Origin of the sequence: Citrobacter braakii (assembly GCF_002075345.1) — a bacterium.
In the GTDB taxonomy this organism is placed as follows: Bacteria; Pseudomonadota; Gammaproteobacteria; order Enterobacterales; family Enterobacteriaceae; genus Citrobacter; species Citrobacter braakii.
This window is the reverse complement of record NZ_NAEW01000003.1, coordinates 357,724-379,920: the sequence shown is the minus strand read 5'-3', so window position 1 is coordinate 379,920 and position 22,197 is coordinate 357,724. Positions and strand designations below refer to the sequence as shown.

19 protein-coding genes and 1 pseudogene are annotated in these 22,197 nt (G+C 52.6%); 17 read left to right on the top strand and 3 right to left on the bottom strand.

Going from position 1 to position 22,197, the window contains the following annotated elements; translation table 11 throughout:
* The first annotated feature begins 16 nt into the window (after window positions 1-16).
* From BZK42_RS08975 to cobO, 8 genes and pseudogenes are all read left to right on the top strand, one after another.
* A complete protein-coding gene (locus BZK42_RS08975) occupies window positions 17-1,462 on the top strand; it encodes a methylaspartate mutase subunit E (RefSeq protein ID WP_016156014.1) in 1,446 nt (481 codons plus the stop codon).
* Window positions 1,462-2,703 carry a methylaspartate ammonia-lyase gene (locus BZK42_RS08970; RefSeq protein WP_016152305.1) on the top strand — a complete coding sequence of 414 codons (1,242 nt, stop codon included), beginning with the start codon at window positions 1,462-1,464 and terminating at the stop codon, window positions 2,701-2,703. The genes BZK42_RS08975 and BZK42_RS08970 overlap by 1 nt, the downstream gene beginning before the upstream one ends.
* Before the next feature lie 3 nt (window positions 2,704-2,706).
* Window positions 2,707-4,077: an acyclic terpene utilization AtuA family protein gene (locus tag BZK42_RS08965; RefSeq protein WP_016156013.1), complete on the top strand. Its 1,371-nt coding sequence runs from the start codon at window positions 2,707-2,709 to the stop codon at window positions 4,075-4,077.
* Window positions 4,074-4,391 (top strand): DUF4387 domain-containing protein, encoded by a 318-nt coding sequence (locus BZK42_RS08960; RefSeq protein WP_016152303.1) that lies wholly within the window; start codon window positions 4,074-4,076, stop codon window positions 4,389-4,391. Before BZK42_RS08965 ends, BZK42_RS08960 begins: the two co-directional genes overlap by 4 nt.
* A gap of 168 nt (window positions 4,392-4,559) precedes the next feature.
* Window positions 4,560-5,841 (top strand): annotated as a pseudogene (locus BZK42_RS08955) (dicarboxylate/amino acid:cation symporter); the annotation flags it as partial.
* 148 nt (window positions 5,842-5,989) lie between these two features.
* Window positions 5,990-6,991, top strand: a complete 1,002-nt coding sequence (gene glsA, locus BZK42_RS08950; RefSeq protein WP_016152301.1) for a glutaminase A — start codon at window positions 5,990-5,992, stop codon at window positions 6,989-6,991.
* 58 nt (window positions 6,992-7,049) lie between these two features.
* A complete protein-coding gene (locus BZK42_RS08945; RefSeq protein ID WP_080859018.1) occupies window positions 7,050-8,702 on the top strand; it encodes a class I fumarate hydratase in 1,653 nt (550 codons plus the stop codon).
* Window positions 8,703-8,711: 9 nt separating this feature from the next.
* On the top strand, window positions 8,712-9,314 hold the full coding sequence (gene cobO, locus BZK42_RS08940) for a cob(I)yrinic acid a,c-diamide adenosyltransferase (RefSeq protein ID WP_016156012.1): 603 nt from the start codon (window positions 8,712-8,714) through the stop codon (window positions 9,312-9,314).
* An 82-nt stretch (window positions 9,315-9,396) separates the two neighbouring features.
* On the opposite strand, the gene BZK42_RS08935 is transcribed toward cobO, so the two are convergent.
* Window positions 9,397-10,299 (bottom strand): LysR substrate-binding domain-containing protein, encoded by a 903-nt coding sequence (locus BZK42_RS08935; RefSeq protein WP_016152298.1) that lies wholly within the window; start codon window positions 10,297-10,299, stop codon window positions 9,397-9,399.
* 405 nt (window positions 10,300-10,704) lie between these two features.
* Between BZK42_RS08935 and cobA the strand changes: the two genes are divergently transcribed.
* A complete protein-coding gene (cobA, locus tag BZK42_RS08930; RefSeq protein WP_080859064.1) occupies window positions 10,705-11,493 on the top strand; it encodes a uroporphyrinogen-III C-methyltransferase in 789 nt (262 codons plus the stop codon).
* Here the strand turns inward: cobA and BZK42_RS08925 are convergent.
* Window positions 11,472-12,365, bottom strand: coding sequence for a PocR ligand-binding domain-containing protein (locus BZK42_RS08925; protein ID WP_080859065.1), 894 nt, complete (start codon window positions 12,363-12,365; stop codon window positions 11,472-11,474). The genes cobA and BZK42_RS08925 overlap by 22 nt on opposite strands.
* Before the next feature lie 372 nt (window positions 12,366-12,737).
* On the opposite strand from BZK42_RS08925, the gene otnK reads away from it, so the two are divergent.
* The 8 genes from otnK to BZK42_RS08885 are packed head-to-tail and all read left to right on the top strand — an operon-like array spanning window position 12,738 to window position 19,492.
* On the top strand, window positions 12,738-13,994 hold the full coding sequence (otnK, locus tag BZK42_RS08920; protein WP_080859017.1) for a 3-oxo-tetronate kinase: 1,257 nt from the start codon (window positions 12,738-12,740) through the stop codon (window positions 13,992-13,994).
* A complete protein-coding gene (otnC, locus tag BZK42_RS08915) occupies window positions 13,991-14,635 on the top strand; it encodes a 3-oxo-tetronate 4-phosphate decarboxylase (protein ID WP_016152294.1) in 645 nt (214 codons plus the stop codon). The genes otnK and otnC overlap by 4 nt, the downstream gene beginning before the upstream one ends.
* 9 nt (window positions 14,636-14,644) lie before the next feature.
* On the top strand, window positions 14,645-15,451 hold the full coding sequence (locus BZK42_RS08910) for a DeoR/GlpR family DNA-binding transcription regulator (RefSeq protein ID WP_046274719.1): 807 nt from the start codon (window positions 14,645-14,647) through the stop codon (window positions 15,449-15,451).
* Window positions 15,432-16,208 (top strand): hydroxypyruvate isomerase family protein, encoded by a 777-nt coding sequence (locus BZK42_RS08905; protein ID WP_080859016.1) that lies wholly within the window; start codon window positions 15,432-15,434, stop codon window positions 16,206-16,208. Before BZK42_RS08910 ends, BZK42_RS08905 begins: the two co-directional genes overlap by 20 nt.
* Before the next feature lie 28 nt (window positions 16,209-16,236).
* Window positions 16,237-17,049 (top strand): beta-keto acid cleavage family enzyme, encoded by an 813-nt coding sequence (locus tag BZK42_RS08900; protein ID WP_080859015.1) that lies wholly within the window; start codon window positions 16,237-16,239, stop codon window positions 17,047-17,049.
* 21 nt (window positions 17,050-17,070) lie between these two features.
* Window positions 17,071-18,417, top strand: coding sequence for a bile acid:sodium symporter family protein (locus BZK42_RS08895; RefSeq protein ID WP_016156006.1), 1,347 nt, complete (start codon window positions 17,071-17,073; stop codon window positions 18,415-18,417).
* Window positions 18,418-18,422: 5 nt separating this feature from the next.
* The gene (locus BZK42_RS08890) at window positions 18,423-18,842 is read left to right on the top strand and encodes a GlcG/HbpS family heme-binding protein (RefSeq protein WP_080859014.1); all 420 of its coding nucleotides are present in this window, start codon (window positions 18,423-18,425) and stop codon (window positions 18,840-18,842) included.
* Entirely contained in the window at window positions 18,839-19,492 is a 654-nt protein-coding gene (locus BZK42_RS08885; protein ID WP_016152288.1) for an aspartate/glutamate racemase family protein, read from the top strand. Before BZK42_RS08890 ends, BZK42_RS08885 begins: the two co-directional genes overlap by 4 nt.
* Window positions 19,493-19,545: 53 nt before the next feature.
* On the opposite strand, the gene mngB is transcribed toward BZK42_RS08885, so the two are convergent.
* The gene (gene mngB / locus BZK42_RS08880) at window positions 19,546-22,179 is read right to left on the bottom strand and encodes a mannosylglycerate hydrolase (protein WP_080859013.1); all 2,634 of its coding nucleotides are present in this window, start codon (window positions 22,177-22,179) and stop codon (window positions 19,546-19,548) included.
* Between the last annotated feature and the right edge of the window lie 18 nt (window positions 22,180-22,197).

The following is a 22,197-nucleotide window of genomic DNA, read 5'->3' as shown; positions in this document are numbered from 1 at the left end:
CTTAAGGCAGCTACGAATGGAACTTCGAAATAAAAAATTGACCCATGACGAATTCATGACCGAAAGGCATCAGGTATTACAAACCTGGGAAACCGGCAAAGACGTTGAGAACTTCGAAGATGGCGTGAAGTACCAGCAATCAATTCCGGATAAAAAGCGCTTCTCCCTTGCTCTGCTGAAGGCCGATCAGGAAGGGAAAACCCTGAGCCAGCCGCGCGCAGGCGTAGCATTAATGGATGAGCATATTGCACTGCTCAAAACATTGCAGGAAGAGTGCGACCTCCTGCCGAGTACTATCGATGCCTATACCCGTCTGAACCGCTATGAAGAAGCCGCTGTCGGGATCCAGAAATCTATCGAAGCAGGTACTTCCAAGCTGAATGGTTTACCGGTCGTCAATCACGGGGTTGCTGCCTGCCGTCGTATGACTGAAGCACTGGAAAAACCGATCCAGGTTCGTCACGGCACGCCGGATGCGCGCCTGCTGGCAGAAATCGCCATGGCCAGTGGCTTTACCAGCTACGAAGGCGGCGGCATCTCCTACAACATTCCTTACGCTAAACGTGTCACTCTGGAAAAATCCATCCGCGACTGGCAGTACTGCGACCGCCTGATGGGCCTGTACGAAGAGAACGGTATTCGTATCAACCGTGAACCGTTTGGCCCACTGACCGGCACCCTGATCCCGCCGTTTATGTCCCACTCGGTGGCGATTATCGAAGGTCTGTTGGCTCTGGAACAAGGCGTCAAGTCAATTACCGTTGGCTACGGCCAGGTCGGTAGCCTAACGCAGGATATTGCAGCGATTCAGGCGCTGCGCGAACTTTCCCACGAATATTTCCATAACCACGGCTTTGACGATTACGAACTGAGTACCGTTTTCCACCAGTGGATGGGCGGATTCCCGGAAGATGAAGCAAAAGCCTTCTCCGTTATCGCCTGGGGCGCAGCGGTTGCCGGTATGTCAGGTGCCACCAAAGTGATCACCAAAAGCCCGCACGAAGCGTTCGGTATCCCAACGGCGGCAGCGAACGCCCAGGGTCTGAAAGCTTCACGCCAGATGCTCAACATGGTCAGCGACCAGAAATTCCCGCAGTGCGCTGCCGTGGAGCAGGAAGTTGATCTGATTAAGAGCGAAGTCCGCGCGGTGCTGAAGAAAGTCTTCGAACTGGGCAATGGCGACATTGCGCGCGGTACGGTGCTGGCCTTTGAAGCAGGCGTACTGGATGTACCTTTCGCGCCTGCCGCCTGTAACGCCGGTAAGATCCTGCCTGTTCGCGATAACACAGGCGCAATCCGTATTCTCGAAGCCGGTGCCGTTCCGCTGCCGAAAGACATTCTTGCCCTGCACCACGACTACGTCGCAGAGCGCGCGCATTTCGAAGGCCGCAAGCCTTCTTTCCAGATGGTCATTGATGACATCAACGCCGTATCCCACAGTAAATTAATAGGAAGACCATAATGAAAATTAAACAGGCCCTTTTCACAGCTGGCTACTCCTCATTTTATTTTGACGATCAGCAGGCCATCAAAAACGGCGCCGGTCATGACGGGTTTATCTATACCGGCGCTCCGGTAACGCCTGGATTTACATCTGTTCGTCAGGCGGGTGAATGCGTATCCGTACAGCTGATTCTGGAAAACGGCGCGGTAGCGGTGGGCGATTGTGCAGCGGTGCAATATTCAGGTGCAGGTGGACGCGATCCGCTGTTCCTGGCTGAAAACTTCATTCCGTTCCTTAACGATCACATCAAACCGCTGCTGGAAGGCCGCGACGTTGATTCGTTCCTGACCAACGCCCGTTTCTTTGACGAACTGCGTATTGACGGCCATCTGCTGCATACCGCCGTACGTTATGGTCTGTCTCAGGCGCTGCTCGACGCGGCGGCACTGGCTACCGGTCGTCTGAAAGCAGAAGTGGTTTGTGATGAATGGCAACTGCCGTGCGTCCCGGAAGCCATTCCATTATTTGGCCAGAGCGGCGACGACCGTTATATCGCCGTCGACAAGATGATCCTCAAAGGTGTGGACGTCCTGCCGCATGCGCTGATCAATAACGTAGAAGAGAAGCTGGGCTTCAAAGGCGAAAAACTGCGTGAGTACGTCCGCTGGTTGTCTAACCGCATCCTGAGCCTGCGCACCAACGAAACCTATCACCCGACGCTGCATATTGATGTCTACGGCACCATCGGTCTGATCTTCGATATGGATCCGGTGCGTTGCGCCGAATACATCGCCAGCCTGGAAGCCGAAGCTCAAGGCCTGCCGCTGTACATTGAAGGCCCGGTAGATGCCGGTAACAAGCCGGATCAGATCCGCATGCTCACCGAGATCACTCAGGAGCTCACCCGTCTGGGTTCCGGCGTGAAAATTGTTGCGGATGAATGGTGTAACACCTATCAGGATATCGTGGACTTCACCGACGCGGGCAGTTGCCACATGGTGCAGATCAAGACCCCGGATCTGGGCGGTATTCACAACATCGTCGATGCGGTGCTGTATTGCAACAAACACGGAATGGAAGCCTATCAGGGCGGTACCTGTAACGAAACGGAAATCAGTGCGCGTACCTGCGTACACGTCGCGCTGGCTGCGCGTCCAATGCGCATGCTGATCAAGCCGGGTATGGGTTTCGATGAAGGTCTCAACATCGTGTTTAACGAAATGAACCGCACCATCGCGCTGTTGCAAACTAAGGATTAAGAGATGGCACGCACATTTAAGATCTTATCGCCTACGGCTATCCTGGGTTATGGCTTCCCGGAAGAAAGTTTTCGTAAAGCCATGGAAGAGTCACCGGATCTTATTGCTGTTGACGCAGGTTCCTCCGATCCAGGCCCCCACTATCTGGGGGCGGGTAAACCCTTTACCGACCGGGCCGGTGTGAAACGCGATCTGCGCTATATGATCGTGGCAGGCGTGAAGAACAACATCCCGGTAGTGATCGGCACGGCCGGTGGTTCTGGCGCAGCTCCGCATCTGGAGTGGTGTCGCCAGATAATCCATGAGATCGCACAGGAAGAAAAACTGTCCTTCTCAATGGCGTTAATCCCGTCTGATGTCGACAAAGAAATCGTTCATCAGGCGCTGGATAACGGCAAAATCACCGCGCTCGATTTTGTGCCTGAACTGACTCACGATGCAATTGAAGAGAGCACCTACATTGTCGCGCAGATGGGCGTCGAGCCTTTTCAGCGTGCACTCGAAGCTGGCGCGCAGGTGGTTCTGGGCGGACGTGCCTACGATCCGGCCTGCTTCGCCGCGCTGCCAATAATGCAGGGCTTTGATGAAGGTCTGGCACTTCATTGCGGGAAGATCCTTGAGTGTGCTGCCATTGCCGCCACCCCTGGCTCCGGCTCAGATTGTGCGATGGGGATCATTGATGACAACGGCTTTACGCTGAAGGCGTTCAATCCCAAGCGTAAGTTCACTGAAACTTCCGCTGCGGCGCACACCCTGTATGAGAAGTCCGATCCGTACTTCCTGCCAGGACCAGGCGGCGTGCTGAACCTGAAAGCGTGCACCTTTACCCAGGTTAACGAGGGCGAAGTGTATGTCAGTGGTTCACGTCATGAAGAAACACCGTATGCGTTGAAACTGGAAGGCGCGCGTCAGGTTGGCTTCCGTTGCCTGACCATCGCCGGAACGCGCGACCCAATTATGATTGCCGGGATTGACACCATTCTCGAAGAGGTACAAGCAAGTGTGGCGCGTAACCTCTCACTGAATGACGACAGTATCCGCATGACGTTCCACCTGTATGGTAAGAACGGTGTGATGGGCAACCATGAACCGATGAAAACCGCCGGTCATGAGCTGGGGATTTTACTGGATGTCGTTGCGCCGACGCAGGATATCGCCAACAGCGTTTGCTCGCTGGTACGCTCTACCCTGCTGCACTACGGCTATGAAAATCGCATTGCGACTGCGGGCAACCTCGCCTTCCCGTTCTCGCCATCTGATATTCAAAGTGGACCGGTGTATGAGTTCTCGATCTATCACCTGATTGAAGCGAGCGATGCGCTGCGATTTGATTTCCACATTGAACAGGTGACGCCAGAAGGAGTTCAGGCATGAAACACTCAATTTGTTCACTGGCGCAGGTTATTCGCTCCAAAAACGCCGGACCGTACGAACTGGTTTTAGATATTTTATTTAAAACCAGGGAAGACTATCAGCGGGTAAAAGCCTGCGAGCAATTAACGCCGCAGCTCATTGCCAGTTTATATAATGTTGAACCTGACTTCATTCACAATATCGTGTGGTTCGATCCGGCGAATGCCGTAAAAATCGTCATGCCGCGCGATATTATTTCCGGCAACGTCGGTGATAATGATGTTTATGGTGCTCAGCAACACGCTCCATTATTAAGTATTGAGTTCGACTTGTAACAAAAAACACAATAACAACCATTGGAGCACAGAATTCAGCGGTATCACAGTGCTTCGAATTATTCATGCGGTTGGTCACAACAGGCGTGCGTCTGAGCTGCTGTCCAGGCTCAGGCGCACGCCACCCTACACAATTCCAATTACCAGCCTTTATCCGATGGAGTACACATGAAGAAAATAAGTTTAACGAAGATGATCATATTAGGCCTGATACTCGGCATGATTGCTGGGGTGGCCATAAATAATATGGCCGCGGCTGAAACCGCAAAATCCTATGCAGCAGATATTTCTATTTTTACCACTATATTCTTACGCATGGTAAAAATGATTATCGCGCCATTGGTTATTTCAACTCTGGTTGTTGGTATTGCCAAAATGGGCGATGCCAAAACGCTGGGACGTATATTTTCGAAAACCTTCTTCCTGTTTATTTGCGCCTCTCTGGTGTCAATTGCACTGGGTCTGGTTATCGTTAACATCTTCCAGCCAGGCGCGGGGATCAACTTCGTGCCACATGACGTCGGGGCTGTTGCCGCCGTTAAGTCAGAGCCATTCACGCTGAAAGTGTTTATCTCGCACGCGGTACCGACCAGTATTGTCGATGCGATGGCGCGTAACGAAATTCTGCAGATCGTGGTGTTCTCAATTTTCCTCGGTTGCAGCCTGGCCGCGATTGGTGAAAAAGCCGAGCCTATCGTGAAGGTTCTGGATTCACTGGTACACGTGATGCTGAAGCTGACGGGCTACGTCATGCTGTTTGCACCACTGACCGTTTTTGCCGCTATTTCTGGTCTGATTGCCGAACGTGGTCTGGGTGTGATGGTCAGCGCCGGGATCTTCATGGGTGAATTCTATCTGACCCTGGGTATGCTGTGGGCAATCCTGATTGGCCTGTCAACCATGATAGTCGGGCCTTGCATCGCGCGTTTGACCAAATCAATCCTCGAGCCTGCACTGCTGGCCTTTACTACCTCCAGCTCAGAAGCCGCCTTCCCGGGCACCCTGGACAAGCTGGAAAAATTCGGCGTTTCTTCAAAAATCGCCAGCTTCGTTCTGCCTATCGGTTACTCCTTTAACCTGGTCGGCTCCATGGCGTACTGCTCATTTGCCACCGTCTTTATTGCTCAGGCGTGCAACATTGAGCTGAGCATGGGCGAGCAAATTACCATGCTGTTAATCCTGATGCTGACCTCTAAAGGGATGGCGGGCGTACCGCGTGCATCAATGGTGGTTATCGCCGCAACCCTGAACCAGTTCAACATTCCTGAAGCCGGTCTGATCCTGTTGATGGGCGTCGATCCGTTCCTCGATATGGGTCGTTCTGCTACCAACGTCATGAGTAACGCAATGGGTGCTGCCATTGTAGGTCGCTGGGAAGGTGAACACTTCGGCCAGGGTTGTCGTGGCACTGCACCAGTGAAGACCCCGGAACAAGAACGTCCGGTTACCGAAACAGAAGTCGCGTTGTCCTGATACCACGTTATTGCCGGATGACGCTTGCGCTTATCCGGCCTGCATAACGTTTAACTATCCGTTGGCCGGATAAGGCGGTAAGCCGCCATCCGGCACCATGATGAGCACACCAACAGGATTGCACCATGACTAAAACTCTTCTCGGCGTGAGTATTTTTTCCTTCAGCGTTTTGTTTAGCGCAACGACTCTCGCGCAAACCACGCCGGATTACGCAAAGCTTATCGACCAGGCACATCAAAAATATAAAAGTAACCACGATGGAAAAGTCGCCGACTACATCCCTGCCCTGGCGACCTACAGCCCGAATAACTTTGCCATCACCATTGCCACGGTGGACGGCAAGATCTACCAGGTTGGCGATGTTAACAAACCCTTCCCCATGGAATCCCTGAGCAAAGTCTTCACCATGGCGCTCGCCATGGAACAGCACGGCCCTCAGGTGGTGCTGGACAAACTCGGGGCCAATGCCACTGGCATGCCCTTCAACTCCGGTTTAGCGGTTGAGCTGACCAAAGGCGCGCCTGAGAACCCGCTGGTAAACGCCGGGGCGATGAGCACCGTTAGCCTGATTGAAGCCAAAGACAAAACCGATCGCTGGAACAAAATCCTCGACAACCTGAACGTCTGGGCCGACGCCACGCTCACGGTTAATGAGCCGGTCTTTAAATCCGAGATGGAAACCAACCAGCACAATCAGGCGCTGGCGAAGCTGATGGAATCCTATAACAGCTTCTATGGCAATACCGACGAAGCTGTCGAAATTTATACCCGTCAGTGCTCGGTGGATATCACCGTTGAGCAACTGGCCAAAATGGGGGCGGTACTGGCGAACAAAGGCAAATCTCCATTCAACGGCAAGCAGTTGCTGAATGAAAAATATGTTCCGCAGGTGCTGGCAGAAATGGCGATTGCCGGACTATACGACGGCAGCGGTAAATGGCTCTACACCGTGGGCATCCCGGCAAAAAGCGGCGTCGGCGGCGGCATGGTCGCCGTTGTCCCGGGCGAATATGCGATTGCCGTCTATTCTCCGCCGCTGGATGAAGCCGGTAACAGCGTTCGCGCCCAGAAAACGATCGAATATGTCGCCGAAGCGACAAAAGCCAATGTCTTTTTAGCGCATTAAGCAATTACGGATGGCGTGAGCGCCATCCGACATATTAACTAAAAGGTGAGATGTAAACATGTCTAAACCATTTGTCTGGCAGGAACTCTTTGTTCAGAGTAAAGATAATACCGAATATGAATTACTGAGTAACCAGCACGTTGCGGTAACGGAGTTAGACGGAGAGGAAGTGATTAAGGTTGCGCCAGAAGCGCTAACCTTATTAGCCCAGCAGGCATTTTATGAGGCTTCATTTTTCCTGCGCGCCGGACATTTAAAACAGATAGCCAGCATTCTGCACGATCCGCAGGCCAGCAGTAACGATAAGTACGTCGCATTGCAACTGCTACGCAATGCTGAGGTTTCGGCCAAAGGCGTCCTGCCCAACTGCCAGGATACCGGGACGGCAACCATTGTGGCCTGCAAAGGACAGCATGTCTGGACCGGCGGCGATGACGCAGAAGCATTAAGCAAAGGCGTGTACACCACCTTCACCGAAAACAACCTGCGTTACTCGCAAAATGCCCCGCTGGACATGTATACCGAGGTCAATACCCAGACTAACCTGCCGGCGCAAATCGACATCAGCGCCACGCCGGGTAACGAATACCGTTTCCTGTTTGTCAACAAAGGCGGCGGCTCTGCTAACAAAGCGGCGCTGTTCCAGGAAACCAAATCTATTCTGCAGCCGGAAAAGCTCACCGCGTTTCTGATCGAAAAAATGAAATCACTGGGTACAGCCGCCTGCCCGCCGTATCACATCGCTTTCGTCGTTGGAGGCTTGTCCGCCGACCAGACGCTGAAAGTTGCTAAACTGGCTTCAACTAAATATTACGATAACCTGCCCACCAGCGGGAACGAACTGGGTCAGGCATTCCGCGATACGGCGCTGGAAGCCGAGCTGCTCAACGCCAGCCGCGAGTTTGGCATCGGCGCGCAGTTTGGCGGCAAATACTTTGCCCACGATATCCGGGTGATCCGCCTGCCACGCCACGGCGGCTCCTGCCCTATCGCCATGGCTCTCTCCTGCTCAGCCGACCGCAACATCAAGGCCAAAATCAACAAACACGGAATCTGGCTGGAAAAACTCGAGCATAATCCGGGCAAATTTATTCCCGATTCACAGCGGGTGGAAAATGGCGCCCAGACCGTACAACTGGATCTGAATCGTCCGCTGCGCGAGATCCTGCTGGATCTCACCACTCTGCCAATTGGGACGCGTTTATCGTTAAACGGCCCGATTGTTGTGGCTCGCGATATCGCGCATGCCAAAATCAAAGAGCGCCTGGATAACGGCGAACCGATGCCAGATTACATGAAAAACCATATCGTCTATTACGCGGGCCCGGCTAAAACCCCCAGTAATCTGGCCTGCGGTTCGCTAGGTCCCACAACCGGCGGGCGCATGGACGGTTACGTCGATGCTTTCCAGGCTGCGGGCGGCAGTCTGATCATGTTGTCGAAAGGCAACCGCAGCGCGCAAGTCACGGATGCGTGTCGCAAACATGGTGGTTTTAACCTTGGCAGCATTGGCGGCGCCGCAGCCTTGTTGGCGCAGCAGTACGTGAAGAGCCTGCACTGCCTTGAATATCCCGAGCTGGGAATGGAAGCGGTGTGGATGATGGAAGTTAAAAATATGCCGGCCTTCGTATTAGTGGATGACAAAGGCAATAACTTCTTTAGCCAGTTTGAGCAGCAGCACCGCTGCGCAACCTGTCCGGCAGGACATTAAGGAGTCACCATGGAAGCGCGAGCCAATAATGACAGACACCGCCAGCGTCAGCAGAAACTGAAAGAACAGGTTGATACCCGCGTGGCGGCGGCAACGGAGAAGAAAGGGATCCTGATTGTCTTCACCGGCAACGGTAAAGGAAAATCCACCGCAGCCTTTGGTACGGCAACGCGCGCGGTTGGTCACGGAAAAACCGTTGGCATCGCGCAGTTTATTAAAGGTCAGTGGGATAATGGCGAGTACAACACGCTGCAACCGCTCGGTGTCGAATTTCATATTATGGGCACCGGATTTACCTGGGAAACCCAAAATCGGCAAGCGGATATCGAGGCGGCAACGGTAGTCTGGCAGGAAAGTAAGCGCATGCTGGCTGATCCGCAGTACGATCTGGTGGTGTTGGATGAGCTCACCTACATGCTGGCTTACCACTATCTGGACACCCAGGAGGTTATCAGCGCCATCGAAAATCGCCCTGCGGAGCAAAGCGTCATCGTGACCGGGCGCGGATGCCATGCGCTGCTACTGGAACTGGCCGATACGGTCAGTGAAATTCGCCCGGTCAAGCACGCGTTTGACCGCGGGATTCAGGCACAGATTGGAATCGACTGGTAGCCGTTCTTTTGCCGGATAACGATGCTAACGCGTCTTATCCGGCCTACCAATCTTTGTAGGCCTGATAAAGCGCAAACCACCATCAGGTAGCCGACACCACGGACTTACTGAGCAACCAGTTACGAAATGTCTGTAAATGCGCAGACTCCGATTTCTCTTCACGCCACGTCATAATGAAACGGTTCCCGGTGCGCATCGGAACATCGCAAGGAATGACCATATCTCCATTGTCCAGATCGTGCTGAATGGCAAAACGAGGAAGCAGCGCAACCCCCAGATTAGAACGAACCGCCGCAATCAACATCGACAACAGATCAAATCTCGGGCCTTTATTTACCAGCGGACTGCTGACGTTGGACAGCGCAAACCATTCCTGCCAGCCTTTGATTCGCGTACTCTGGTGCAACAGCGGGTATTCGTTCAGCAGTTCGTGGACTGACAGTTTCCGTTCCGGTTCGGCCAGCAGACAGCGGCTGCAAACTGGCAGAATTTCCTCTTCAAACAGGTACTCAACCTCTGACCACGGTGAGTAGAAATCTTCGCGCATAATTGCCGCATCATACTCACGATTAAGAAAATCACCGATATTCGCCAGCGAATGGATGTTCACAATAATATCAGGATTGAGTTTGTTAAACTCGCGCAGGTTGGGGATCAACCAATGCGTACTGAACGTCGGATTTACCGCCAGCTCAATAACCTGTACGGTCGGTTGCCAGGTCATTATTGTGGTCGTATCGCGCTCGAGTTTATTTAACGTTTCTTTAACGATACTTAAATAATGTTTGCCGGCCGCATTTAAAAAAATACGTTTTTTGGCATGATTAAATAGCGCGGTATTAAGAAAATCCTCCAGTGCATTCACCTGGCGGAAAACAGCACTTTGTGTTAACGCCAACTCTTCAGCTGCCCGGGTATAACTTTCGTGACGCGCAACCACTTCAAAAGTTACCAGCAACTCCGTCTTGGGTATTTTTCCTCTCATAACCTCTTCCATATGCAGCGTACAAAAATAGTTTAATTTATAAAAAATAATTCAAGGCACCCAGATAAGCACCGAGAGTTATATTTTATTTTCTCCATTGATGTCATTGATCCAATCCATGATTTGCTCACACTGATGGCGGATAAATATTAACCAATAATACTCAAGCACAACAATAAACACAATTTAAATAAGGTTAAACCTAAGTAAATAGTGCCAATAAGTTCTTAATAATTTTTCAAGTCTTCTTGTTTATTGCAGAAAAAACTTTGCGAGATTAATCAATATTATCCATGCGCTAATCCTGGATAATTTCACGTTATAACTTACGGGCAAACGACTGCTTTTAATCATTTATTGATGTCGTTTGTGCCATTTTTTGACAGACGTGATAAAGGACACATTGTGAAAACTTTCGGAAAGGTCTGGCTCGTTGGAGCAGGTCCTGGTGATATTTCATTACTGACCCTCAAAGCAATGATGTGCATTAAACAGGCCGACGTCATTATTTACGATCGGCTGGTCAATCCTAAAATTTTGGAATGGGCATTACCTGACTGCCTGCTTATCAATGTCGGCAAAAATCCAGGCTTCCATTGCGTTCCCCAAGGTGAAATCAACGCACTGCTGGTCCAGTATGCCCAAACACACCACAACATTGTGCGCCTCAAAGGTGGCGATCCGTATGTATTTGGCCGTGGGGCTGAAGAAGTTGAGGATCTGGTTGAAATGGGCATCCCTTTTGAAGTTGTACCGGGTATTAGTTCTACGATTGGCGGCCTGACCTATGCCGGTATCCCGGTGACACATCGCGATTTTGCCTCCGCCTTTCACGTGGTGACTGGCCACACGCGGGAAGGCAATCAGCAGCAGGACTGGCGTCAACTGGCGAAACTTAACGGCACGTTGGTCATCGTCATGGGTATCGCCAATCTGGCGTTTATCTGTGAAGAGCTGTTGATGGGCGGGAAATCAGCAGACACGCCCGCCGCGCTAATTATGTCCGCGACCCGAGAAAATCAACGTCGCCTGACCTGCACGCTCGGTTCATTATTGAGCAAGGCGCAGGAAGCTAATATTGTTCCACCGGCGTTGATTGTAATCGGAGATGTGGTGACCCTGAGCGATCGGCTCTCTTTTATACCTGAAGCCATCACGCTGCCAGACAATCTTTACTGCGAAAGTCTGGCGTGACGAAAAGACTGGGGCGACGTTTGATGCGCCGCCCGGAAAACGCGGCAAAAGTAACTGGTTTGCGCGTATTGCAATTTCCTGGCAATACTGTCTATGGAATGAAGCGGATCGTGTAATAACTCCCCTGCTTTTTGCATTTTTTTCTGACTCACCCAGGTTTTAAAATTAACACCCTGGCGTTTCTTGAAAAACCGGCTGAAATAGTTCGCGCTTAAGCACACATGAGCCGCGACAGATTCCAAAGACAATTCACCATACAAATTCTCGTCAATATAACGCAGCGCCGCCATAAGTTTTTTCTCGTGACGTGAAGGCTCAGTGAAATAATGATGAGCGTATCGGGTTGCCGGAACCACAATCTTCTCAGAGATCAATTGTTCTTTCTCAAAATTATCAACAATAAAACTTAACAAATTTGCTGACGCCACCAGTACATTATTATCCACCATCGCAGACTGGCCCCACTCAGCTTTAATTTCGGGGTTATTAATCCATGAGTTTTTGTTATCAATAGCGATAGTTTCATATTCCTGATATTTTACCCGCACCTGCCCGCAGATAATAAAACCGTAAAGATGTCCCTCATGAATTAATGGCATCGAGAACAGACTTAGCCCTGCATGACAGGTGAGTATTCTGGGTTTAAGCTGTTTTAATGCCTCAAAAGCACAGTACTTGTCGCACTTTTGGCAACCTGCTCGATAGCGCTCATCCGCACGCATTAATGTGCAAAACGAATTAAAATTATGACATTCAGACAACGCTATACCGTTAATATCAACGACGACTGTGGCTAACCCAGTGGCTCGGGAGAAGAGTTCTGCGATAGAGAAAAAACGGTGTAAATAGTCATCCTGGATTTTCAGCGGCACGTTATCCTCCGGCATTAACAATATTAAGGCCGCTAATATGCAAAAATTAGCCTCAGGAAAGAATGATGCTCACCGCAAAAAATAATCTCATTTGTGCAGATGATTATGATCAATTGGCAAGAAAATTATAGCGACCACGATAATACTCTGCAGCACACCGCCGACTCCGCTTTCTCAAAGATTAACGAATCTTCACACTCTCTTGTGAGACTCTTTTCGCAACACTCAACACCTAACCTCATTATTTTCAATAAATTACCCGTTTTTAATCTGAATCGATGATGTGCTTATTTGTGATAATCATCATGTGAATGTGAAAGGCCCTCCTGAATAATATGTTCAATTAGCAAACAATCTGAACGGAGTTGATCCATGGCCGTCACCACAGGCGTTATCGCCGACGATTTTACCGGCGCAACGGACATTGCAAGCTTTATGGCGCAGCAGGGGTGGCGCGTCGCGCTTCTGCCCGGTATGCCCGATACCGCGCAATGCTGGAATGAAGAGGTTGACGCTATCGTCATCTCGCTGAAAAGCCGCTCATTACCCGCAGAACAGGCCGTCGCCCAATCCCTGTCCTGTGCCCGCTGGCTGAAACAAAATGCAGGTGTCCGCCAGATTTATTTTAAATATTGTTCGACGTTTGACTCCACGCCAACAGGCAATATTGGCCCGGTCAGCGATGCATTGATGAACGACCTGCAGGTTCCGCTGATCGTCCACTGCCCCGCTCTGCCGCAAAACGGACGCACGGTGGTGCATGGTCATCTTTTTGTACACGGTGTACTGCTTAACGAATCCGGGATGGAAAAGCATCCGCTCAATCCAATGAACGATGCCAGCCTGCCGCGCCTGCTGAGCGCGCAAACGCCAGGCGCGGTTGGTTGCATCAACCTCACGACCCTGCGTCAAGGTGTGGAAGCGGTCACTTACGCCCTGGCCCAACTTCAGGCTGAAGGTACGCGTCACGTTATCGTCGATACGCTGGATGAAGCAGATCTCAACACGCTGGCGCAAGCTCTCCATGCCAGCCCTCTGTTAGCCGGGGGCTCAGGGCTCGGCGGCGCGATGGCCGCCTGCAGCGGAGGCCAGCAATCCATGCCGCCGGACTCTTTTCCACTGCCTGCCAAAACGGTGGTGTTCTCCGGTAGCTGTTCGGCAATGAGCAATCGTCAGGTTAATCGCTATAAGGCCGCGGCAGCGTCTCGTTTGCTTGATGTGTCCCGCTGCCTGTCTGATGCCGAACGCTACACCGATGAACTGAGCGCCTGGGCGATGACGCATATCAGCGACCCATTAGCGCCACTGATATACGCCACTCAGCCGCCAGACGTACTCAAACGTATTCAACAGGAGCACGGCGAACAGGCCGCCAGCCAGGCAATCGAACACGCTTTTGCCCGGCTGAGTTCAAAGCTACGAACTGCGGGTGTAAACACCTTTATCGTCGCGGGCGGAGAAACCTCCGGCACCGTTGTGGAAGCCTTGCAGGTGAAGCGTCTGTCCGTCGGCAAAGCCATTGCGCCAGGCGTACCGTGGGTATTTTCCTCCGGTCTGGCGCTGGCGCTGAAGTCAGGCAACTTTGGTGACGACGATTTCTTTTTTACTGCCCAGGAGTACGCATTATGAATTCGGTGAGTGAACACCAACTGCGCGAACTACTCGTCCACTATGGCCGTTCCCTGTTTATGCGCGGTTACAGCAGCGGCGGTTCCGGCAATCTTAGCGTCAAAATGCCGGATGGCGGCTATCTGGTGACCCCGACCAACTCTTGTCTGGGCGAGCTTGATCCTGCCACGCTAAGTCGGCTGGATGCCAACGGCGTTCATCTTAGCGGTGACAAACCCTCAAAAGAGGTGCCCATGCATCTGGCGTGGTATCGACATCGGCCATCCTGCGGCGCGGTCGTGCACCTGCATTCTCCATGGCTGACCGCGCTCTCCTGCCTGCCGTGCACCACGCCGAAAAACTGCCTGCCGCCGTTAACGCCGTACTATGTGATGCGCGTCGGGCAGTTACCGCTGCTGCCCTATTTCAAGCCTGGCCATGAAGGCATTGCCAGCGCACTGAGTGAAATCGCGGCAGACCATACGGCCGCGCTGCTGGCCAATCACGGGCCGGTAGTAAGCGGTCGCTCGCTGCGTGAGGCGGTGTTTAACGCTGAAGAACTGGAAGACAGCGCCCGCATCTGGCTGACGTTAAAACCGCTTGGCTATGTTCCGCTCTCAGAAGAAGCGGTGGCCGAACTTGAACATTCCCGGCAAGCGTGAGGTGACATAATGATCCCCGAGCAACGACGTGATTTTATCTACCGCTACGTGCACGAAAAAAATGCCGCCTCATTTAATGAACTGGCAGATTTGATGAGCGTGTCGCATATGACCGTGCGTCGCGACATCCAGTTGCTGGAAGAAGAAGGCAAAGTTATCGCCATTAACGGCGGAGTGAAGCTCAATAACCTGCTGAAATCCGAGCTGCCATGGCGGGAAAAAGCCGAGTTGAATCATGACGTGAAACGTAAAATGGGCCAGCTCGCCGCCATGCTCATTGAGCCCGGACAAACGCTGTATCTGGATGCCGGTACGTCGTTGTTTGAAGTGGCGAAAGCGGTCGCCGCCAGCCACTGTTTCAATCTGACGGTAGTAACCAACGATTTTTCCATCAGCCACTATCTGATGGATATGCCGCACATCACGCTCTATCACACCGGTGGTCTGGTGGATCAGCGTAACCGCTCATGCCTTGGAAAAAGCGCCGCCAGTTTTCTGCGCACCATTAATATTGACGTGGCGTTTCTGAGCTCCTCATCGTGGGATACCGAACGCGGCATGTCGACGCCGAGCGAAGGGAAAGCTTCGGTTAAAGAAGCGGTACTCACCGTTTCCCGGCGTCGGGTGCTGGTCTGCGACAGCAGTAAGTTTGGCAAATACGGCATGTTCCATATCTGTGGGCTGGAACAGTTAACCGACATTATTTCTGATAACCGGTTACCGGAAAACGCCCAGCAAACTCTTGCCAGCCAGGGCGTTAAGCTGCATCTGGTTGATAACCGGGAGGGTGCGCGCCATGCTGAAGTTAGCGGCTAACCTCGACTGGTTGTTTACAGATTTACCGATAGCGGCGCGATTTGCGGCGGCGCAGGCGGCTGGTTTTCGCGGCGTTGAAGGGCTATTTCTCTGGCAGCACCCGCTGGCGCATATGCACGCTGCACAGCGGGAAACGTCCCTGCCGGTGGTGCTGATGAACGCACCGGCGGGTAACTGGGCACAAGGTGAGCGGGGACTGGCCGCGCAGCCCGGTCGAGACCAGGAATTTCACCATAGCCTCAACGTGGCGCGTGATTACGCCACGGCGCTGGGCTGTCGTCGGGTTCACGTTATGGCCGGTTCGCGCTGCGACGATCTGACGCTTCACGCTCAGCGCACTCTCCTGACCAACCGGCTGCGTATCGCCTGCGATATGATGGCTGAAGCGGAAATCGATGTGCTGATTGAACCGTTAAATTCGCAGGATATGCCCGGTTATTTTATTGACAGCTTTCCGTTGGCCGAATCTATTATTCAAGAGGTTGGCAAGAAAAATATCGGTTTACAGTTTGATATTTACCACTGTCAGAAAATTCATGGCAATGTGGCAAAAAATATTGAACGCTACTTCACCTTAATTAAACATTTTCAAATTGCGTCTGTCCCCTATCGCCATGAACCGGGAACAGGTGAATTAAATGAAACATGGCTATTCGATTTTATTAGAAAAATGAATTACCAGGGCTGGATTGGCTGTGAATATCAACCATCAACATCAGGGCCCGACTCATTAAACTGGATAAAGCCTTACCTATAATTTAAATATCTCTGTACCGGAGGAAAATATGTCGGATACTGTTATTATTTCGCTGGCACCCGTTGCCGCGGATTGCCCCAGAGTTATACCCGCAGAACTGGCGCAGGAAATACTCGCCAGCGTAGAGCATGGCGCGTCCATCGTGCATTTACACGTTCGCGATAAACAGGGTCGCCTGACGCCGGATACCACCGATTTTCAGGCGACCATTGATAACGTCATGCGCCATTCAGACCTGATTATTCAGGCATCTACCGGCGGCGTCTCTTCAATGTCCATCGCCGAACGCTGCGCGCCACTCTCCTGCCCCGGCGTAGAGATGGCTTCGCTGAACGTCGGTTCCGTCAACCTCGGAGATGCGGTGTACTTTAATCCCGGTCCGGACGTGGAATATTGCTCCCGGCAAATAGTCGAGCGCAATATCATTCCCGAGTTTGAAGTTTTTGAAATTGGCATGATTAATAACATCCTGAACCTTGAAGATAAAATAAAATTCCAAAAACCCATGCTCTTTAATATCGTCCTCGGCCATCGCGGCAGTACGCCAGCAACCATTGACGCTTTAATTGCTCTGCGTAGCATGATCCCGCGCGATGCCTTATGGGGTATTACTCATTTTGGCAGAAAGAACTTCGATATTATTGCCGCCGCCGTCGGCATGGGGGCCAGTGAAGTGCGAATCGGCTTTGAGGATAGCTATTATTTAAGCGCTGAAGAAAAAGCACAGCATAATTACCAGCAGGTTGCCAAACTCGCCACGCTCATTCGCAGCATGGATAAAAAAGTCGCCACGCCAGAAATGGCGCGGCACATGTTATCTATTCCATCCCGGCAGCAATAACAACAGCAAGGACATTTCAACATGACTATGACCACTGTTATTCACAAAACCGGACTCGGCGTCAGCGTTGCGGGTGCGGCGCTGGCGATTATCGGTGCGCTAATCCAGTCCGCGGCGCTCTGGCAGCCCGGGCTGGTGATGTTCACCGCCGGATTCGCCGCCGGTGCAGGCTACTGGCCAGGTCTACGCAGCTATCAGTTTACGCTATGGATCATCGCCGGGTTTGTCGCCGCCATGACCTGGTCTACGGATCTGATCGTCTGGGGCGGTTTCAATATCACCCATAAATGGATCGTGTTCCTCGTCATTCAGGCCACCATGTTTAGCATGGGTACTAAGCTAACGATCCAGGATTTTATTGACGTCGCCAAAATGCCGTGGGCGGTGTTTATTGGCACCTTCTGCCACTTCGTTATCATGCCTCTGCTCGGCCTGAGCATTACGCTTATCTTTAACTTTCCGCCTGAGGTAGCGGTCGGGATTCTGCTGATTGGCGCCTGCCCAAGCGGACTCTCCTCTACCGTCATGGTCTATATCGCGAACGCCAACCTGGCGCTGGCGGTCTCGATCGCCGCAGTCTCAACGCTGGCGGCGACGGTGATGACGCCGCTGTGGGTTAATCTGCTGGCGGGGTCGATGATCGATATCCAGCTCACCGCAATGGTAATGGATGTGGTGAAAATCGTATTGATCCCCATCGGCGCGGCAATTCTGCATGACTATCTGAAAACCTATGCGGGCGTGCGCGGACGCCGTGTCGTCCAGATGCTGGCCGGGATCGGCGCTCTTTGGCTGCTGTATATGATTGCTGGCGGCTGGGACGCGCTGTTTGGTCACGCCAGCGCCGACGCGCAAATGTACGCGGTGGTGCTTAACTTCGTGGCAGGCGGTCTCGTCTGGGCATTGTTCTACAACTGGCTGTATGGCCGCGTGGCGGGCGTGAAGAAAATCATGCCGACCATCTCAATGATGGGGATCATTTTCTTTACGACCACCGCAGCCGCAGCCGGGCGCGAGAACCTGGTGCAGGTCGGCTTCCTGCTCTGCTTCGCCATGTTGATGCATAACCTCGGCGGCTTCCTGATTGGCTATCTGATGAGCCGCTGGATCTTCCGCATGGACGTACAGTCTGCCCGCACCGTAGCCTTTGAAGTCGGCCTGCAAAACGGCGGCATGGCGTCCGGGCTTGCCGCAGCGATGGGCAAACTGGCAACGGTTGGCCTGGCCTCGGCGGTGATGACTCCGCTTGGCAACGTCAGCGGCTCGCTGCTCGCGAACTACTGGCGCAAGAAAGACGCCAGACAGGCGCAGGCCGCCGCAGCCAAAGATCCCGTTCAACCCGCTTGCGAAAATCTGTCAAAAGGATAATCACGATGACAACTCTCACTCTGGGGCATGCCCTGCGCGCCGTGACCTCTGCGCTCGACCTCGCCGAAACATGTTACGCAAAACGCCCGTTAAGCGTAGCCGTATGCGACGCCAATGGCGAACTACTCAGCTTTGCGCGGATGGATAACGCCAAACTATTAACCATCGAGTTAACCCAGCGTAAAGCACGCACCAGTAGCCGCCTGGGCTGTACCACGCAGGCATTTTTACAGCGCCTGCAGAAAGAGCAACTGGATATTGGTTATTTTGCCGACCCGCTGTTTACGGCGCTGCCGGGCGGGATCCCGATTCTGCACCAAGGAAAATGCCTTGGGGCCGTCGCGGTAGGCGGTTTATCCGCGCAGGAAGATCATGATGCGGCGCTGGCCGTCGCGGAAACGTTACTTAAGGAGATTGCCCAATGAAAAAGGTCGCCATGCTGCATACCAGTGCCGCCACGCTTACGATGATGCAACAGCTGATTGCCGACATCATGCCGGATGTTGAAGTCATGCACCTGGTGGAAGAATCCATGATCAAGCAGGTAATGAAGGCCCAGGGCGTGACGCCCAATATTGCCGCCCGCATCGCCGATTATGTACATATTGCCGAAAAGGCGGACTGCGATATCTTTATTACCGCCTGCTCCTCAATTGGTACTGCGGTGGAGCAATGCCAGTTTATGACCCCACTTCAGCTCGCACGCATTGATTGCGCAATGGTGGAAGAGGCGATTGAAAAAGGTGAGCGGATCGCCGTACTGGCGACCGTGGCAACCACGCTGAAGCCAACGCTGGATTACGTACAGCGCAAAGTGCAGCAGAGCGGTAAATCGCGAACCATCACGCCTATATTAATGGAGGAGGCATTCCACGCGCTGCTGGCGGGAGACATGGATACTCATGACCGTATCGTCAGTGAAGGGTTACAGAGCGCCTTTACCCAGGCAGATGTTGTGATGCTGGCGCAGGCCTCGATGGCGCGCGTTTTACAGCAGCTCCCTTCCCCGCCGGTGCCGGTAATGACCTCGCCGGAAAGCGGAATTCGCTGGTTGAAAACACTGGCATCATCCTGATAGCGGCCGGTCAGCGCCAGCATAAGATTGCTGGCGCTGACTCATCACTTCTTTCAGGCCAGTTTCAGACTAAACGTCCGCGACTGCCCTGGCCGAAACACGCCGTTAATTCCCTTCGTATCGCTCTGCTCGCCAGCGGGTATTTCATCCATCCCGGTTTCGCGGCAATGCATTACGCTTTGGCTAAACGACACGGCGGCATCGCAGCTGACGCTGTCAGAGGGATTAAATAAACGCAGGATGATTTCATCTCTGTCCTCTGCTTTTTTTAGCGCGCTAAGCTGACAGCCAACCGGTGACATACTCAACAGGCTGTAGCTATCGGGAACAGTAAACGCTGCTTTGTTGAGCTTCATCGCATCCCACGGGATTTTGTTATAACACTGCACGGGCGTCAGCCAGGCACGCGCCTGCTGAGCCAGGCCAACGTTAAGCGGCGTCCCGCTATAACTAAACAGGCAAAAGCGCCCGTGCAGCACGCCGCGCATCTGGGAATCCGGTACCGCCATTTTTATGCCTGACGGCCTGCCGGGACGTAATAAGAGATCCTCTTTTCCGAGTAAGCCGACGCCACGGAGCAGCGTCAGAGCAAACGTTTTTTTCTCCTCACCCACTACCTCAAATTCACGCAATCCTTCGCTAAACACCGCGAGTCCATGACGCCCCTCCTGCAGCGCGGCGTAGTTGAGCAGATTCCAGACCGGCACCGGCGCTTCTTTCCATCCCTCAGCCTGCCAGTTGGCCATCGCTTCATCGTGAACAGGCCTTAGCAGCGAGCCAAACTGGGTATCAGCCAACACGTCATTAGTGTGAAATGGCGTGGGGATAAGCACCCGAACTCGGTGATCGTCAGCCTGATTGTCAATGCGAATATCAACCTCAATCCGCCGGCTGTTATGGCTTAGCGTAACACCTATTTCGATGCTAACTTCACCATTGCGCTGACGTGACGCGCGCGCCTCCAGATCCGCCGGAACCGCCATCCGATAGCGAATGATTGCCCGGTCTTGCCATCCCTCGCGGATAATTTCATGCTCAAACGCAACGCCCGCAGACGTGAGGCGCCAATCCTCGCGCGAGGGGGAGTAATCGTACTCATCCCCGTCGTCGGCGCTTTCTTCAATCTCCAGTACGCGTTGATAAACAATCCCTGAATCCTTATCGCGTAGCTGTAGCGTTCCATCGTCATTGAGATCGATCAGCCAGAACGCGTTCTCCAACAGTGCCTGGGTCGCCGGAGCGGGTATCGCCTGACGGCCAGCAACATGCGGTTCGATATACAGCGTGCAGTACCCCATCGAAGGTAGAATCTGGTTGAGCTGAATATCAAACTCCATAAACGGCTCGTAGTTGCCGTAATGGACGATTTGCCGGTCGATAAGACCAGGATCAAGCTCGCGCACGCCACGAATAAAATAAGGGATTTCATTTCCTCTGCTATCAAGCAGGCGGAACTGGCTGGCGCGAAGACGTACGGTCGTATTGATCACCGCCTCACGCGGCCAGGGCATCAGGTTGAACATCACCAGCTTGTCTTCTTCACTGTGCGCCATGTTGTCAGTGATTTTACGCAGGTAAAAACGAATCAAATTGTCGGCCATATCTTCGGCCAGCACGAAGCGTGAAACGATTTCACGATGCACTTTATCGCTACAGCAACAGCCGATGCTGTCGTGGGCATGATTCTTTAAAATCTCTTTCCACATTTTCTCCAGCAGACCGTGGTGATAGTCAAAACCTAAACTCCAGGCCAGCGTGGCGAGCGGTTCCAGCAGGTTAACGATTTTATTCTCAATACGCGCATGGATAATTTTGATATCCATTCGTGTGGATCCAATCGTACGATGCACGCGCATATATTTACCGTCGATAAACTCGCCGTGCAGGGTAGCCAACGTCTCCCGATGCGCTTCGATATGAGCAAAAATCTCCTCGAAGCGGCTCATGACAAATTTTCGCTGCGGGTAGATTTCACGCAGTTTATCCATCACCGCAAAGATGTTTTGCTGTAACGGCATCTGGTCATGCCCGTTGGGTAATAGGATTTCTTTAGTCACCGAGGCGTTCTCCAGCACCTCGAAGTAGCCGTCAAGTCGCTTACGCAGCCCGGCCTCATCCTCGGGTAAGTACTTACCAATCGCATAGCCCAGCGGCAACACCTGTGTCGTGACCTGGCTACCGTCAGCGCTTTGCCATAAAAATTCGGTTTTATCGGTGCCATGACGTTCAGAGCACCCACGCCAGAACAGAGCCCGGTTGATACCAAAACCATTATAAATATGCGGCATCTGCCCGGACATCCCAAATGAATCAGGTAGATAACCTATCTTCATCGGTTCGCCAAAGGCCATACAATCGCGGATGCCGTACATCAGATTGCGGACAATTGACTCACCGGAAACGAGGGTCGTATCCGTTTGCGTGTACCAGGGGCCGATAATAAGCTTCCCGGCCTGCACCAGCGCTTTAACCCGCTGCCGGTTTTCAGGTTTCACCGCAAAATAGTCTTCCAGCACCGCCGTTTGACCATCCAGCACGTAATATTTGTACTCTGCATCCTGCTCAAGGCGAGTCAGGATCTCTTCCATATTGTTAACCAGCAAAATACGCGACTCTTCGGTGGTGAAGTACCACTCACGGTCCCAGTGCATATGCGGCGTAATGTGAACGCGAGATACTGCTTTCATCGTCATTTCCTGTTGAGT

Bases quoted from the DNA above. Each gene is read 5' to 3' on its own strand.
- BZK42_RS08965 (WP_016156013.1), top strand. From the start codon at position 2,707: ATGGCACGCACATTTAAGATCTTATCGCCTACGGCTATCCTGGGTTAT.
- BZK42_RS08960 (WP_016152303.1), top strand. From the start codon at position 4,074: ATGAAACACTCAATTTGTTCACTGGCGCAGGTTATTCGCTCCAAAAAC.
- glsA (WP_016152301.1), top strand. From the start codon at position 5,990: ATGACTAAAACTCTTCTCGGCGTGAGTATTTTTTCCTTCAGCGTTTTG.
- cobO (WP_016156012.1), top strand. From the start codon at position 8,712: ATGGAAGCGCGAGCCAATAATGACAGACACCGCCAGCGTCAGCAGAAA.
- BZK42_RS08935 (WP_016152298.1), bottom strand. From the start codon at position 10,299: ATGAGAGGAAAAATACCCAAGACGGAGTTGCTGGTAACTTTTGAAGTG.
- BZK42_RS08900 (WP_080859015.1), top strand. From the start codon at position 16,237: ATGTCGGATACTGTTATTATTTCGCTGGCACCCGTTGCCGCGGATTGC.
- otnK (WP_080859017.1), top strand. From the start codon at position 12,738: ATGGCCGTCACCACAGGCGTTATCGCCGACGATTTTACCGGCGCAACG.
- BZK42_RS08885 (WP_016152288.1), top strand. From the start codon at position 18,839: ATGAAAAAGGTCGCCATGCTGCATACCAGTGCCGCCACGCTTACGATG.
- BZK42_RS08895 (WP_016156006.1), top strand. From the start codon at position 17,071: ATGACTATGACCACTGTTATTCACAAAACCGGACTCGGCGTCAGCGTT.
- BZK42_RS08970 (WP_016152305.1), top strand. From the start codon at position 1,462: ATGAAAATTAAACAGGCCCTTTTCACAGCTGGCTACTCCTCATTTTAT.
- BZK42_RS08905 (WP_080859016.1), top strand. From the start codon at position 15,432: ATGCTGAAGTTAGCGGCTAACCTCGACTGGTTGTTTACAGATTTACCG.
- BZK42_RS08975 (WP_016156014.1), top strand. From the start codon at position 17: ATGGAACTTCGAAATAAAAAATTGACCCATGACGAATTCATGACCGAA.
- mngB (WP_080859013.1), bottom strand. From the start codon at position 22,179: ATGAAAGCAGTATCTCGCGTTCACATTACGCCGCATATGCACTGGGAC.
- BZK42_RS08890 (WP_080859014.1), top strand. From the start codon at position 18,423: ATGACAACTCTCACTCTGGGGCATGCCCTGCGCGCCGTGACCTCTGCG.
- otnC (WP_016152294.1), top strand. From the start codon at position 13,991: ATGAATTCGGTGAGTGAACACCAACTGCGCGAACTACTCGTCCACTAT.
- BZK42_RS08945 (WP_080859018.1), top strand. From the start codon at position 7,050: ATGTCTAAACCATTTGTCTGGCAGGAACTCTTTGTTCAGAGTAAAGAT.
- BZK42_RS08910 (WP_046274719.1), top strand. From the start codon at position 14,645: ATGATCCCCGAGCAACGACGTGATTTTATCTACCGCTACGTGCACGAA.